The following is a 12,398-nucleotide window of genomic DNA, read 5'->3' on the forward strand; positions in this document are numbered from 1 at the left end:
CCCATCCGCTTGGCCGTCTTGATCACACGGCAGGCGATCTCGCCACGGTTCGCGATCAATATCTTCGAGAACATGCGTGGCGTCCCCCCGGCCCGGAACTTTGATTGTGCAGCGCGGGCTTTACGGGAGGCAAGCGCATCCGTCCACTGATGCGAAAGTTTTGCAACGTGCGCAAACGCCCGGCGGCGGCCGGGCGTGAACGCTCCGTGTTCCGGACGGCCTCAGCTCGCCAGCACCACGCGCTGGGCGACCGGGGCGGTGGAAATCCGGGCATCGGCCTTGCGCAAGGCGAAGCTGACCAGCGCCTCGTCGCAGGACTCGGCTTCGCGGACAACCTCGAAGGCGATCTTCTGCGCCAGCGGCGTCGGGCCGTCGCCGGCCGAGAGCGTCGTCACCAGCCAATGCGCCTTGTCGCGGTCGATCCGGCCGGTCGGGCGGCTCTCCCAGACCGAGAAGTCGACGCAGAACGCCAGCAGCACATCGGCGAAGAGCGGCGACTTGTCGGCGACGGCGCGGTCGAGCGCCACCAGCACATCGATGATGTCGCGGGTCAGCACAGCTTCGTGCAAGATTTCACGCTGAAGAATTCGGACGTCTTCATCGTCGATCACGCGCCTGTCCATCACGTGATCGACGAATTCGCGAAGTTCGTGGCCAATCATCGTTCAACCCCTGTCCGACGTTGTTGTGTGTCGGCTTGTCCCTGTCGTGTGAAGACGATGCGGCCGGGCCAGTCATCAGGTGGTTAACGCGCAAATCTGAACGCCCGTTCAGGTTAAACGGTGCTGAGTCAGCGTGGTTGCGAGGATGTTACCTGCCCATCAGTCCCGCTTGTCCGTCAGCGCTTTTCCGGACTGCGTCTGGAGCATTGGACGCAGGCGCGCCGCACTCTACCGTGATCGCAAATCCTCACACCGGGCAGGCAGCGCGACCATGGCTTCTTCCGACTCCCTTGCTGCGGTTTTCGCGCATATCGAAGCCAATCGCAGCGCCTTCCTCGATCGCCTGCTCGCCTATCTGCGCCATCCCAGCATCAGCGCCGAGAATATCGGCATCGCCGAAGTCGGCGCGCTCCTGGTCGAGATGCTGACCGGGATCGGGCTTGAGACCAGCCTGGTGCCGACCGACGGCCATCCCATGGTGGTCGCACGCTGGCGGAAGGCGCCGGGCAAGCCGACCGTACTGCTCTACGGCCATTACGACGTGCAGCCGCCGGACCCGCTCGACAAATGGCTCTCGCCGCCCTTCGAGCCGACGATCCGCGACGGGCGGATCTATGCGCGCGGCGTCGGCGACAACAAGGGCCAGCATTTCGCCCAGATCCTGGCGATCGAATCCCATCTCGCGGTGCACGGGACCTTGCCCTGCAACGTCATCCTGCTCTTGGAAGGCGAAGAGGAGATCGGCAGCCCGAACATCGCCGGCTTCGTCCAGGCCAACAAGGCGATGCTCGCGGCCGACCTTGCCGTCACCGCCGACGGGCCGCGCCATGCCAGCGGCGCGGCGGCGATCAAGTTCGGCTCGCGCGGCGTGGTCTCCTTCGAATTGCGCTGCCGCCATGCCGTTCGCGACGTGCATTCCGGCAATTTCGGCGGCGTCGTGCCGAACCCGGTCTGGACGCTGGTGCATCTGCTCGGCACCATGAAAAATGCTGCAGGCGAGATCACGATTGTCGGTCTGCATGACGATATCGAAGCGCCGACACGAGAAGAGCTTGCTGCGATCGAGGCCCTGCCGCTCGACATCGAGGCGGTGAAGCACAGCCTCGGCCTGGCCAGGCTCGACGCGCCGGCGGACCGGGCCTTCTACGAGCGCCTCTGCTTCCGCCCGACGCTGACCATCAACGGCTTCCATGGCGGCTATGGCGGCCCCGGCTCCAAGACGGTCCTGCCCAACGAAGCCCTGGTGAAATGCGATATCCGCCTGGTCGAGGCGCAGGATCCGCAGGACATCCTGCGCAAGGTCGCGGCGCATGTCGCCGAGCATGCGCCGGAGGTCGAGTTCATCGCCGCCGATGCCGGCATGCAGCCCTCGAAGACGCCGATCGCCTCGCCCTTCACCGCGCCTTTGCGCCGGGCCTTCGTCGCGGCGCAGGGCGTCGAGCCGCTGCTGATCCCGGCCGGCTTCGGCAGCCTGCCCGGCTATGTCTTCACAAAAATCCTCGGCATCCCCGCCTTCGTCACGCCCTACGCCAATCCCGACGAGGCCAACCACGCCCCGAACGAGAACCTGACGCTCGACTGCTTCTACAGCGGGCTGCGCACCGGCGCGGCGCTGCTGCACGAACTCGGAGAGTTCAAGTCGTCCTGAGCGGACTTCGGGGTCGCCCTGATTGCCTCAGGCCGGTTCCGCCACCGCCAGCCGATCGACGATGCCGGTGAGCTCGGCGCAGCTCTCGATCACATGACGCGCCCCGGCCGCCTGCAGCGCCGCAACCGGCTGGAAGCCCCAGGAGACAGCGACCGGAGTCACGCCGGCCGCCACCGCCATCTCCATGTCGAAGGTGCTGTCGCCGACCATCAGCGTCCGCTCTGGCCTGACGCCGGTTTCGGCGATCGCCCGCAGGATCATCTCCGGATGCGGCTTCGAGATAGCGTCGTCCGCGGTCTGGATCGTCCTGAACATCGGCGCCCAGCCATGGCGCTCGACGATATAGTCGGCGCCGCGGCGCGACTTGCCGGTGGCGATGCCGAGCACCGTGGCCGGCCGCTGCGACAGAGCCGCCAGCAGTTCGACCACGCCGGGAAAGAGCGGCTCCGCCAAGGCCGGGTCGGTCTCCGCCCGCTGCCGCATGCCGTTGAAGACCTCGCGATAGGTCTGCGTCAGCACATCGTCCGGCTCGGTGAGCCCGGCAACCCGCATCAGCGCGATGTCGAGGGTCAGCCCGATGACGCTAAGACCGGCCTCTCGGCCCGGATGGACACGGCCACAGCGCGCGAAGGTCTCGTATTGCGCGCCGAGGATGATCGCCTCGGAATTGATCAGCGTGCCGTCGAGGTCGAAGATAATGAGATCCATGCGCCGCGCTCTACAGGAGATGACGGCAGCCCGCCATCTCCACCGGCGCAAGGCCCTCATGCCGCAACGGCCTCACCCTTGCGGGTTGCGGCCGCATTCGGCGATCGCCGCCTTCAAGGCATCGCCGTCGAGCCCCTTGCCGCGCGCCTCCTTGCGGCATTCGGCGCGCTGCGCGAGGTCAGGACGCTTGCCGTTAAAGCAGGCGACCAGCGCCGCCGTCCGCTCGGCGCCCTTGAGGCCACCGGCATCGGCCTCCTGCTTGCAGGCGGCCCGCGCCGTCGCCGCGGTCGGCTTACCGTCGCGGGTCAGGCCGTCGCTGGCATAGAGCTTCGCGCCGGGAAAGCGCTCCTGCATGCAGTCGCGCATGGCGTGGCGCAGATCGTCGCCGGAGAGCGCGATGTTCTCGGCATAGCAGTCGCGCCGCGCCTCGGCGCGGGCAGCGCGCGGCACCGACTCATCCGCCGCAGCGGCCGACTTCGGAGTGGCAGGCGCCGGCTGCGACTGGGCAAGGCCCGCAGACGAAAACGACAGAACGAGGCCGGCGGCAAGCAAGGCGATGCGCAACATGGAAAGCCTCCCGTGATGACGAGTTCACAGGAACAAACTTAGAACATATCGCGTTTTGTTCGACAAGTGTTCTTACGTCAGGTCACGCAACTTTTTCGTGCGAGCCTCACTCGTCCGGCGCATCCACGATCGGGTCGTAGGGCGCATCCTCGAAGCCGAGCAGGTTCCAGCTCTGGCGCATATGCGGCGGCAGCGGCGCGCTGACATCGATCGTGCCCTTGCCGCGCGGATGCGGCAGCACGATCCGCCGCGCCAGCAGGTGCAGCTTGTTCTGGATGCCGCCGGGCATCTCCCAGTTCTGGATGTCGAAGTATTTGGGATCGCCGACGATCGGATGGCCGATATGGGCGGCGTGGGCACGCAGCTGATGAGTGCGCCCGGTCACAGGTTTGAGCGAGAGCCAGGCGAGCTTCTGCGCCGCGGTCTCGACCACAGCATAGTAGGTCACCGCGTGCATCGCGCCCTCTCCACCATGCTCGGCGACGGCCATACGCTGGTCGCCGTCATAGGCTTCCTCGCGCGCGAGATAGGTCGAGATCCGGCCCTGCTTCACGCGCGGGACATGATAGACCAGCGCCCAGTAGACCTTGCGGGCCGAACGCGAGCGGAAGGTCTTGGCCAACGTCGCCGCGGCAAAGCGCGACTTGGCGATGACCAGGCAGCCGGCCGTGTCCTTGTCGAGCCGGTGGACGAGACGCGGCTTCTGCCCATCCTTGCCGGTCAAGGCCGCCAGCATGCCGTCGACATGGCGGGTCGTGCCCGAGCCGCCCTGCACGGCCAGGCCCGCCGGCTTGTTGAGGACCATGACGTCCTCATCCTCATAGAGCGTGATCGAGCGCAGGAAGCCGATCGTGTCGGCATCGGCCTTGGCCGAGCGCGGCCGCTCCGCCGCCTGCTCCAGCTTCAGCGGCGGGATGCGCACGGTCTGGCCGGCCTCGAGCCGGTCCTTGCTGTCGGCACGCTTGCCGTTGACGCGCAGTTCGCCCTTCCGGACGATCCGCTGGATATGGCTGAAGGAGAGCTGCGGGAAGCGGGCCTCGAGGAAGCGATCGATCCGCATCTCGTTCTCATCCGGCGTCACCACCAGCTGTTGCACACCGGTCGAGAGCACCTCGGCGGTGATGGCCTTGACCTCGGCGCGCGTCGGCACATCCGTGATCGGCGGCTTGCGTGTCGCGGGCTTGCGCGGTGCAGGCGTGCGCGGGCTTGCGGCCCTCGGGGCGGGATGATGCGGCTTCGGGTTGCGCGTCGGCTCGGTACGGACAACCTCCTCCTCGGCCGGGCGCGGCCTGCCGGCGGCACGGGCCGAGCGGCGCGCATCATGGCTCGGGCGCTTGCCCTTCGGCGCGCCGGAAGCGGGCGGCCTGCCGCCGCGCTTGGGGCCATTGCCTCGCGGAGGACCGCCCGTCCCTTTGCCACCGGTTCTCATGACAGTCCCCTGACCAGAGCGAGCCCGGCGACCAGCGCCACCAGCGACAGCGCGACCGAGCCGAGCACATAGACCGCCGCCAGCATCGCCTCGCCGCGCTCCCAGAGCAGCACGGCATCGAGCGAGAAGGCCGAGAAGGTGGTGAAGCCGCCCAGAATGCCAGTGGCGAGGAAGAGCCGCGCATTCTGCGTCCAGCCTTCGCCGGCCTTGAAAGCGAGGAAACCGGCGACGAGCCCCATTACGCCCGAGCCGATGATGTTGATCGCCATCGTGCCATAGGGGAACGAGGCGCCGAGCCATTTCAGCGAGACGACGTTGACGCCGTGCCGGAGCACGCCGCCGATGCCGGCGCCGAGGAAGACGAGAGCGGTGGAAAGCATCCCCGAGGCATAGAGCGCCCTGCGACCGCAGACAAACGAAATCCGCTGCGATTGCAGCTCACTTCGCCACTTCAGTCCCATATCCCCGTAGAAAAGCATCGACTGCAGCGTCGGCATAGCGTGCGAGCTCGGCCGGGTCGCTCTCGCAGCTGCCGCTGAACATCGCACGGTTCAGCGGGATCCACAGCACCAGCCCGGCGAAATGATTGGCCGCCATCAGCGGCTCGTCGAGTTGCAGGCGGCCGTTCGCAGCATAGCGCTGGAAGGCGGCGGCGAGCGTCTCCAGCACGCGTTCGAAGCCGCGCGAGAACCAGCCCTGCCCGACCTCGGGAAAGCGCTCGGCATTGGCGATCACCAGCCGGCGCAGGCGCAGCAGCTCCGGCTGCATCAGCGCGGTCAGGAACTTGCCGGCAAGCCGCCCCAGCCCTTCCCTCGGATCATCGGAGGCGGCGAGCTCATCGGCCACCAGCCTCAGCAGCCCGTCGATATTGTCGGTCGTCGCGGCGACGATCGCGGCGTAGAGCCGCTCCTTGTCGGCGAAATAGCGGTAGAGCGTCGGCTTCGACACACCGGCCAGGGCCGCCACCTCGTCCATGGTGGTGCCGTCATAGCCCTTGCTCAGGAACAGGCTCGTCGCCGCGTCGAGGACGGTGCCGCGCTTGCGCTCGGAGCGGTCGAGAGTGGCTTGCGACATGGCGGCTTCCCAGGGGCTTGACAGCAGAAACGAAACTACACAGTTTAGTTGAACTAAACCGTTCAGTTTCAATCTAGCCTGTTCGCTCATGGAGAGCCAGATGCAAACCGCCTCGTCCCAATCCGCGCCGCTCGATCGCACCCTCCTCGCCTGCGGCGTCGCCAGCACACCCGTCTTCTACGCGCTCGCTGCCCTGCAGCTGGCGTTGAGGCCGGGCTACGACATCCGCACCCAACCAATCAGCTTCCTCGCACTCGGCGAGCTCGGCTGGATCCAGGTCGCCAACTTCCTGCTGACCGGCGCCCTGGCGCTCGCCGGCGCGCTCGGCTTGCGCCGAGCCCTGCGTGGCCAGCGCGGCGGTACGGCCGGCCCGATCCTCGCCGGGCTCTATGGAATCGGCATGATCGGCGCCGGTCTGTTCGGGCCCGATCCCCTCCCCGCCCCTGGCCAGGCGCCGCAGATGAGTGCGACCGGCGCGGCGCACATGGTCGCCTTCCTCGTCTCGTTCCTGTCGCTGATCGCGGCCTGCTTCGTCCTGGCGCGCCGGTTCAACACCGTCGGCAAGCGCGGCTGGGCGCTCTACAGCATCGTCTCGGCGCTGCTCGCCCCAGTGCTCGTTGCGGCGAGCATGGCCAATCCGTCCTGGGTGGGCGTGATCGTCGGCGGCGCCGGTCTCGTGCTCTTCGGCTGGTTCTCGCTCGTCGCCTTCGCGATCCGCAGCGAAGCGCCAGTCACCGGGGCATTCCCACCCCGGGCAGCATCGGCGGCCTGATCCGGCCGGCATTCCATCGGCGCGCGATTGACTTGCCACCGCCGCGACCGGCAGAAACGCCGGAGCGCAGAGGGTGATCATCGCGCCGATGGCATGCGATTCTGAATCGGGAGGTCAGCACATCGGCGCGGTTTGGCGCGCGATCCTGCCTGCCGGCCTTAGCCTCGCGCTCCTCTCGCAGACCGCCTTCGCCGCATCGCCGCGCCTGCCGTCGCGCCCGGCGCAAGCCCCAAGCTTCGCCCGCGCCTGCACCATCACGCTTCCCGAGACCCCGCCGCTCTTCGCCAACACGCCAGCCGCCGCCGACAAGGACGAGGCGGACGACGACAGCGACGATGATGACGACGACGAGGACGAGGACCCGCCGGAGCGTGGCCTCGTCCTGCCGGGGTCGGCGACCTGCCTCTCGATCACCGGCACGGTCAGCGCCGGCATGCAGCGCGATTCCTTCCGCGCCTCGCGCAACGGCCCGCCGGCTCCCTCCGCCACGACCTCCTTCCCGGTCAGCGCCGCCTTCCGCATCGCGACCTCGCACGAGCTCGCCTCGGGCCTGCGGGTCGGCACCGCCTTCGGCTTCACGCTTTACAGCCCGGTCGACGGCGCCAGCGATCCTTCGATCGACGAGGCGACCATCCTGATCGGCCCCTGGACCTTCGGCCTCGATTCCTCGCGCTTCGCCTTCTGGACCGGCGACGAGTTCATCTTCTCGGCGCGCGTGCCTTCACGCACCGTCGGCATCATCGCGCTGGAACTGCCGCTGACCGAGAGCTGGACGGCGACGCTCGCCCTCGAGGACCCAGCGCTCGGCAACACCTCCTCGACCGCACCGGTCCAGACCGGACGGCGGTTCCCGGATGCGGTCGGCCGCCTCGTCTATGAGCAGGGCGGCTGGACCATCCATGGCGCCCTCGCCCTGCGCGAGATTCCCGGCACGCCCAGACGCTTCGGCCGTGCAGGCATCATCGGCGCGACCTATGAGGGCGAGGCCCTCGGCCATGGCTGGAGCCTGACCGGCCAGATCGCGGGCGCGATCGACGGCGCGCCCTATATCGGCTCGGTGCTCGATGCCCGCATCGTCAACCGCGTGCTGCTGGCGAGCGACGCCACGCGCGGCTTCTCGGCCGTCGTCTCCGGCCGCTTCGAATGGACCGACGAGCTCGCCAGCAACGTCTATCTCAGCCGCTACTGGCTCGCAGTGCCGCTGCTCGCCAACCAGATCCGCGGCGAGGTCAGGATCGACCGCTTCGCCGCCAATCTGGTCTGGACCCCGGTCGAGGGCTTCAAGGCCGGCATCGAGAGCTCGGTCGCCTGGGCGAGGATCGCGCTCACCGGCCGCGACATCGCGGCGGGGTTGGCAGGGCGGCAGATCTCGACACAGGTCTTTATTGAGCGCAGCTTTTGAAGCGAACGCGTCGGCCGCATGAGCGCGTCATTCTCGGGCAAAGCGAAGCGCAGACCCGAGAATCTTGTGACGAGAAGGCACTGGCTGGCACCTCATGCGGCAAGAGATGCTCGGGTCAAGCCCGAGCATGACGGCGAGGGCGAGCGGGCCCTACTCCCCGCGCTCCTGCCGCAGCTTCTCCCAGTACTCCAACCGCTTCCTGATCTCGCGTTCGAAGCCGCGCTCCGGCGGATCGTAGAAAAGCTGGCGGCCGAGCGCATCCGGCCAGTAGTTCTGGCCGGAGAAGGCGTCGGGCGCGTCATGGTCATAGGCGTAGTCGGCGCCGTAGCCCTCTTCCTTCATCAGCTTGGTCGGGGCGTTCAGGATGGTCTTGGGTGGCGTCAGCGAGCCCGCCTGCTTGGCGGTGCGCATCGCCGCCTTGTAGGCGACGTAGGCCGCGTTCGATTTCGGCGCGGTGGCGAGATAGATCACCGTATTGGCGAGGGCGAGCTCGCCCTCGGGCGAGCCGAGCTGCTCATAGGTCTCGGCCGCAGCGCGGGCGTGCACCAGCGCCTGCGGGTCGGCGAGGCCGATATCCTCGACCGCCATGCGGACAAGGCGCCGCGCCAGGAAGCGCGGATCCTCGCCGGCATCGAGCATGCGGGCGAAGTAGTAGAGCGCCGCATCGGGATCGGAGCCGCGGATCGTCTTGTGCAGCGCCGAGATCAGATTGTAGTGGCCGTCCTGCGCCTTGTCGTAGATCGGCGCGCGGCGCTGGATCACCTCCGAAAGGCCGGCCTCGTCGAATATCTCGCCCGGCTTGGCGGCGCGCCAGGTCTCCTCGGCGAGCGTCAACACCGCCCGCCCGTCGCCATCGGCGAAGCGCGCCAGCGCGAGCCGCGCCTCCGGCGTCAGCGGCAGTTTGCGGTTCTCCAGCGCCTCGGCCCGGCCGAGCATGAAGAGCAGCGCGCCCTCGTCGAGCGCCTTGAATGTCAGGACGCGGGCTCGCGAGAGCAGCGCCGCGTTGAGCGCGAAGGACGGGTTCTCGGTGGTGGCGCCGACCAGCGTGATCGTGCCGTCCTCCATCACCGGCAGGAAGGCGTCCTGCTGGGCCCGGTTGAAGCGGTGGATCTCGTCGACGAACAGCAAGGTACCCCGGCCGCCGAGCCGGCGGCCGCGGGCGGCGTCGAAGACCTTCTTCAGGTCGGCGACCCCCGAGAAGATCGCGCTGATCTGCTCGAAACCGAGATCGGTCACCCCCGCCAGCAGACGTGCGACGGTCGTCTTACCGGTGCCGGGCGGCCCCCAGAAGATCAGGCTGCCGAGCGAGCCGGAGGCGATCAGCCGGCTCAGGACCCCGTCCTCGCCGGTCAGGTGGTCCTGGCCCGCGACCTCGCCGAGCGTCGTCGGCCGCACCCGGTCGGCGAGCGGGCGCGGGCCGGACTTGTCGAGGCCGGATGCTGAGAAGAGGTCGGTCATGGCAATCGGTCGTCATGCTCGGGCTTGACCCGAGCATCTCGGAAACCAGCTATCTGGTCACGAGATTCTCGGGTCTGCGCTTCGCTTCGCCCGAGAATGACGGCCATGTCCAGCCCCCTCACCCGCCGAACGTCGAGGTCACCGTCTGGCCGCCACGCGAGATCGTCACCTCCCAGGAGCGCTTGCGCTCGCGCGTCGCCAGCTCGATCTCGCGCGAGGCGGCGATGCGCTCGCCATTGATCGCCAGGATGAGATCGCCCTTCTGGAAGCCGACGCGAGCGGCCGGGCTGCCCTCCTCGATCTCGCCGACGACGACGCCCTCGGTCGAGAGGTCGATCGAGAGTTCCTCGGCGACGGCGGGCGAGAGGTTCAGCACCGTCAACCCGGTGAAGGGCGAGCGGCCAGCGACCTTGACCGGCTCGCGCGGGCGCGTCTCCGGCGCCGGCCGCAGCTTGACGGGGATGGTGATGCGCTTGCCGCCGCGCAGCACGGTGAGCTGCGTCGTGCCGCCGATCGGCCGCGTCGCGAAGCGGTAGCCGAAGCTCTCGGGATCATCGACGCCGATGCCGTCGACGGCGAGGATCACGTCCGAGCGCTTGAGGCCGCCTTCCGCCGCAGGCCCCGCATCGACCACGCTCGCGACCACCGAGCCGGCCGGCCGATCGAGCCCGAGCCCGTCGGCAACGTCCTGGGTCAGCGCCTGCAGCCGCGCCCCGAACCAGGCCCGGCGTACCGTCGTCGCACCAGTCTTGGCGCTGTCGACGACGACGCGGACCATGGCCGAGGGAATGGCGAAGCCAATGCCGACGCTGCCGCCGGACTTCGAGAAGATCGCGGTGTTGATGCCGGTGAGCCGGCCCTGCATGTCGACCAGCGCGCCGCCGGAATTGCCGGGATTGATCGCGGCGTCGGTCTGGATGAAGGACTGGGCGTCGCCGACGCCGACCTGGGTGCGGGCCAGCGCCGAGACGATGCCCTGCGTCACCGTCTGGCCGACGCCGAAGGGGTTGCCGATCGCCAGGACGAGATCGCCGATCTGCAGCGCGTCGGACTCGCCGAGCTCGATGGCGGCGAGTTCCTTGGCGCCCTTGAGCTTGAGCACGGCAAGATCGGTACGCGGGTCGCGCAGCAGGATCGTCGCCTCGTATTCGCGCTTGTCGGCCAGCGCCACCTTGACCTCGGTCATGCCCTCGATGACGTGGTTGTTGGTGACGACGAGCCCGGCGGCATCGACGATCACGCCCGAGCCGAGCGAGCGCTGCACCTGCTCGCGCGGCAGGCCGAAGCCACCATCGCCGAAGAAGCGGCGGAAGAACGGATCGTCCATGAACGGGTTCTGCGGCCGCCGCTCGACCCGTGCCCCATAGACGTTGACGACCGAGGGCGCCGTCTTCTGCACAACGGGCGCGAAGGACAGCGTGATCTGCTGGCGCGCCTCGGGCACCTGCCGGGTCTGCGCGAGCGCGGCGCCTGCCGGCAACAGCATCAGGCACGCCGCCATCATTGTGGGCCGCAGGCCTCGGACGCTGGATTGAACCATGAATATCTCCCGCTTGGGACGTGAGTCGATAAAGCGCTGCAAGCTACGCGATAGCGGAAACCTGCGCGGCGGCAAATGCCGAGCGCCGAACGCACCGAAGCCGGCGCGGCACCGGCTCGCCGAACCTAGAGATGGGAATCGTGGCGGCTTTGCGCCAGCCTGCGCGCTTATTTGGCGTCGCTGAGCAGCACCTTGTACTTCTCGATCTCGGCCGGAACCATCCTGGCGACGAACTCCGGCGACATCTCCTCCTTCTCGGGCAGCACCGAGGAGAGTTCCTTGAAGCGCGCATGCAGCTTCTCGCTGGCGAGGGCCGTGCGCAGCGCCTGGTTCAGGCGATCGATCACCGGCTGCGGCGTGCCCTTTGGCGCGAAGATCGCGTTCCAGCCCTGGGCCTGGAAGACCGGCAGGCCGGCTTCCGCCGAGGTCGGCACATCGGGCAGGCTCGGCAGGCGCTGCGGCGTCGCTACCACCAGCGCCTTGACCTTGTTGCCCTGGACGGCGCCGGAGAGCGAGGTTGCGGCATCGCAGACGCCGTCGATCTGCCCACCCATCAGGTCGTTCAGCGCCGGGCCCGCGCCGCGATAGCTCACCAGCGCCACGTCGAGGCCGGACGCCTTCAGGAAGTTGCGGCAGATCAGATAGTTCGAGGAGCCGACGCCGGCATGGCCGAGGCTGATCTTGCCGGGATTCGCCTTGGCGTAGGCGAGAAACTCCTTGAGATCCTTGGCCGGGAAGTCGAGCTTCAGCGCGATCATCGGCGAGGTCTTGGCGACGAGGCCGACCGGCACGAAATCGGCCGGGGTGTATTTCAGGTCGTTGTAGATCGTGTAGGAGGCGGCATTGGTGCCGCTGTTGCCGATCACGATGGTGTAGCCGTCGGGCTCGGCCCTTGCCGCGCGCGTCAGCGCTGTCGCGCCGCCCGCCCCGCCCATGTTCTCCATCACGATGCGCTGGCCGAGAACCTGCGCCATCTCCTCGCCGACGAGACGCGCGATCACGTCGGAGGAGCCGCCGGCCGCGAACGGCACCAACATGTTGATCGGCTTCGACGGATACTTGTCCTGGGCCTGCGCCGGCAGGGCGGCAATGGCGGCCAGAAGGGCCAGCGCAGCGCGCTTCATGCGAAACATCTCCC

General features: G+C 68.2%; 13 protein-coding genes. 3 read left to right on the forward strand and 10 right to left on the reverse strand.

The genetic code is table 11. From position 1 onward, the window contains the following. A partial coding sequence (locus AC3WLC_RS31510; protein WP_493687864.1) for a biotin carboxylase N-terminal domain-containing protein occupies window positions 1-74 on the reverse strand: 74 nt, incomplete at its 3' end. A 147-nt stretch (window positions 75-221) separates the two neighbouring features. Further along, window positions 222-569, reverse strand: coding sequence for a hypothetical protein (locus tag AC3WLC_RS31515; protein WP_493687840.1), 348 nt, complete (start codon window positions 567-569; stop codon window positions 222-224). 364 nt (window positions 570-933) lie between these two features. On the opposite strand from AC3WLC_RS31515, the gene AC3WLC_RS31520 reads away from it, so the two are divergent. Continuing rightward, a complete protein-coding gene (locus tag AC3WLC_RS31520) occupies window positions 934-2,310 on the forward strand; it encodes a M20/M25/M40 family metallo-hydrolase (protein ID WP_493687841.1) in 1,377 nt (458 codons plus the stop codon). A 27-nt stretch (window positions 2,311-2,337) separates the two neighbouring features. Here the strand turns inward: AC3WLC_RS31520 and AC3WLC_RS31525 are convergent, their stop codons facing one another. From AC3WLC_RS31525 to AC3WLC_RS31545, 5 genes are all read right to left on the reverse strand, one after another. After that, on the reverse strand, window positions 2,338-3,018 hold the full coding sequence (locus tag AC3WLC_RS31525; protein WP_493687842.1) for an HAD-IA family hydrolase: 681 nt from the start codon (window positions 3,016-3,018) through the stop codon (window positions 2,338-2,340). 72 nt (window positions 3,019-3,090) lie between these two features. Beyond that, the gene (locus tag AC3WLC_RS31530; protein WP_493687843.1) at window positions 3,091-3,585 is read right to left on the reverse strand and encodes a hypothetical protein; all 495 of its coding nucleotides are present in this window, start codon (window positions 3,583-3,585) and stop codon (window positions 3,091-3,093) included. 106 nt (window positions 3,586-3,691) lie between these two features. After that, a complete protein-coding gene (locus AC3WLC_RS31535; RefSeq protein WP_493687844.1) occupies window positions 3,692-5,014 on the reverse strand; it encodes an RluA family pseudouridine synthase in 1,323 nt (440 codons plus the stop codon). Continuing rightward, window positions 5,011-5,394: a fluoride efflux transporter CrcB gene (gene crcB, locus AC3WLC_RS31540; RefSeq protein ID WP_493687845.1), complete on the reverse strand. Its 384-nt coding sequence runs from the start codon at window positions 5,392-5,394 to the stop codon at window positions 5,011-5,013. The genes AC3WLC_RS31535 and crcB overlap by 4 nt, the downstream gene beginning before the upstream one ends. A 58-nt stretch (window positions 5,395-5,452) precedes the next feature. Continuing rightward, window positions 5,453-6,088, reverse strand: coding sequence for a TetR/AcrR family transcriptional regulator (locus tag AC3WLC_RS31545; RefSeq protein WP_493687846.1), 636 nt, complete (start codon window positions 6,086-6,088; stop codon window positions 5,453-5,455). 100 nt (window positions 6,089-6,188) lie between these two features. Here AC3WLC_RS31545 and AC3WLC_RS31550 point away from each other — a divergent pair, with 100 nt between their 5' ends. Together AC3WLC_RS31550 and AC3WLC_RS31555 are read left to right on the forward strand one after the other, a co-directional pair. Continuing rightward, complete coding sequence (locus AC3WLC_RS31550; protein WP_493687847.1) at window positions 6,189-6,860, forward strand: DUF998 domain-containing protein; 672 nt, start codon at window positions 6,189-6,191, stop codon at window positions 6,858-6,860. An 88-nt stretch (window positions 6,861-6,948) separates the two neighbouring features. Continuing rightward, window positions 6,949-8,262 carry a hypothetical protein gene (locus AC3WLC_RS31555; protein ID WP_493687848.1) on the forward strand — a complete coding sequence of 438 codons (1,314 nt, stop codon included), beginning with the start codon at window positions 6,949-6,951 and terminating at the stop codon, window positions 8,260-8,262. A gap of 150 nt (window positions 8,263-8,412) precedes the next feature. Here AC3WLC_RS31555 and AC3WLC_RS31560 read toward each other — a convergent pair whose 3' ends face one another. The 3 genes from AC3WLC_RS31560 to AC3WLC_RS31570 form a co-directional block, all read right to left on the reverse strand. After that, window positions 8,413-9,720, reverse strand: coding sequence for a replication-associated recombination protein A (locus tag AC3WLC_RS31560; protein WP_493687849.1), 1,308 nt, complete (start codon window positions 9,718-9,720; stop codon window positions 8,413-8,415). Window positions 9,721-9,838: 118 nt separating this feature from the next. After that, window positions 9,839-11,206, reverse strand: coding sequence for a DegQ family serine endoprotease (locus AC3WLC_RS31565; protein WP_493687850.1), 1,368 nt, complete (start codon window positions 11,204-11,206; stop codon window positions 9,839-9,841). A gap of 221 nt (window positions 11,207-11,427) precedes the next feature. Further along, complete coding sequence (locus AC3WLC_RS31570; protein WP_493687851.1) at window positions 11,428-12,384, reverse strand: tripartite tricarboxylate transporter substrate-binding protein; 957 nt, start codon at window positions 12,382-12,384, stop codon at window positions 11,428-11,430. Window positions 12,385-12,398 lie beyond the last annotated feature (14 nt).

The organism is Allobosea sp. GW821-FHT03A12 (genome assembly GCF_058986765.1).

Coding starts and splice junctions, on each gene's coding strand:
- crcB (WP_493687845.1), bottom strand. CDS start 5,394: ATGCTTTCCACCGCTCTCGTCTTCCTCGGCGCCGGCATCGGCGGCGTG.
- AC3WLC_RS31530 (WP_493687843.1), bottom strand. CDS start 3,585: ATGTTGCGCATCGCCTTGCTTGCCGCCGGCCTCGTTCTGTCGTTTTCG.
- AC3WLC_RS31555 (WP_493687848.1), top strand. CDS start 6,949: ATGGCATGCGATTCTGAATCGGGAGGTCAGCACATCGGCGCGGTTTGG.
- AC3WLC_RS31570 (WP_493687851.1), bottom strand. CDS start 12,384: ATGAAGCGCGCTGCGCTGGCCCTTCTGGCCGCCATTGCCGCCCTGCCG.
- AC3WLC_RS31535 (WP_493687844.1), bottom strand. CDS start 5,014: ATGAGAACCGGTGGCAAAGGGACGGGCGGTCCTCCGCGAGGCAATGGC.
- AC3WLC_RS31560 (WP_493687849.1), bottom strand. CDS start 9,720: ATGACCGACCTCTTCTCAGCATCCGGCCTCGACAAGTCCGGCCCGCGC.
- AC3WLC_RS31545 (WP_493687846.1), bottom strand. CDS start 6,088: ATGTCGCAAGCCACTCTCGACCGCTCCGAGCGCAAGCGCGGCACCGTC.
- AC3WLC_RS31565 (WP_493687850.1), bottom strand. CDS start 11,206: ATGCTGTTGCCGGCAGGCGCCGCGCTCGCGCAGACCCGGCAGGTGCCC.
- AC3WLC_RS31525 (WP_493687842.1), bottom strand. CDS start 3,018: ATGGATCTCATTATCTTCGACCTCGACGGCACGCTGATCAATTCCGAG.
- AC3WLC_RS31520 (WP_493687841.1), top strand. CDS start 934: ATGGCTTCTTCCGACTCCCTTGCTGCGGTTTTCGCGCATATCGAAGCC.
- AC3WLC_RS31550 (WP_493687847.1), top strand. CDS start 6,189: ATGCAAACCGCCTCGTCCCAATCCGCGCCGCTCGATCGCACCCTCCTC.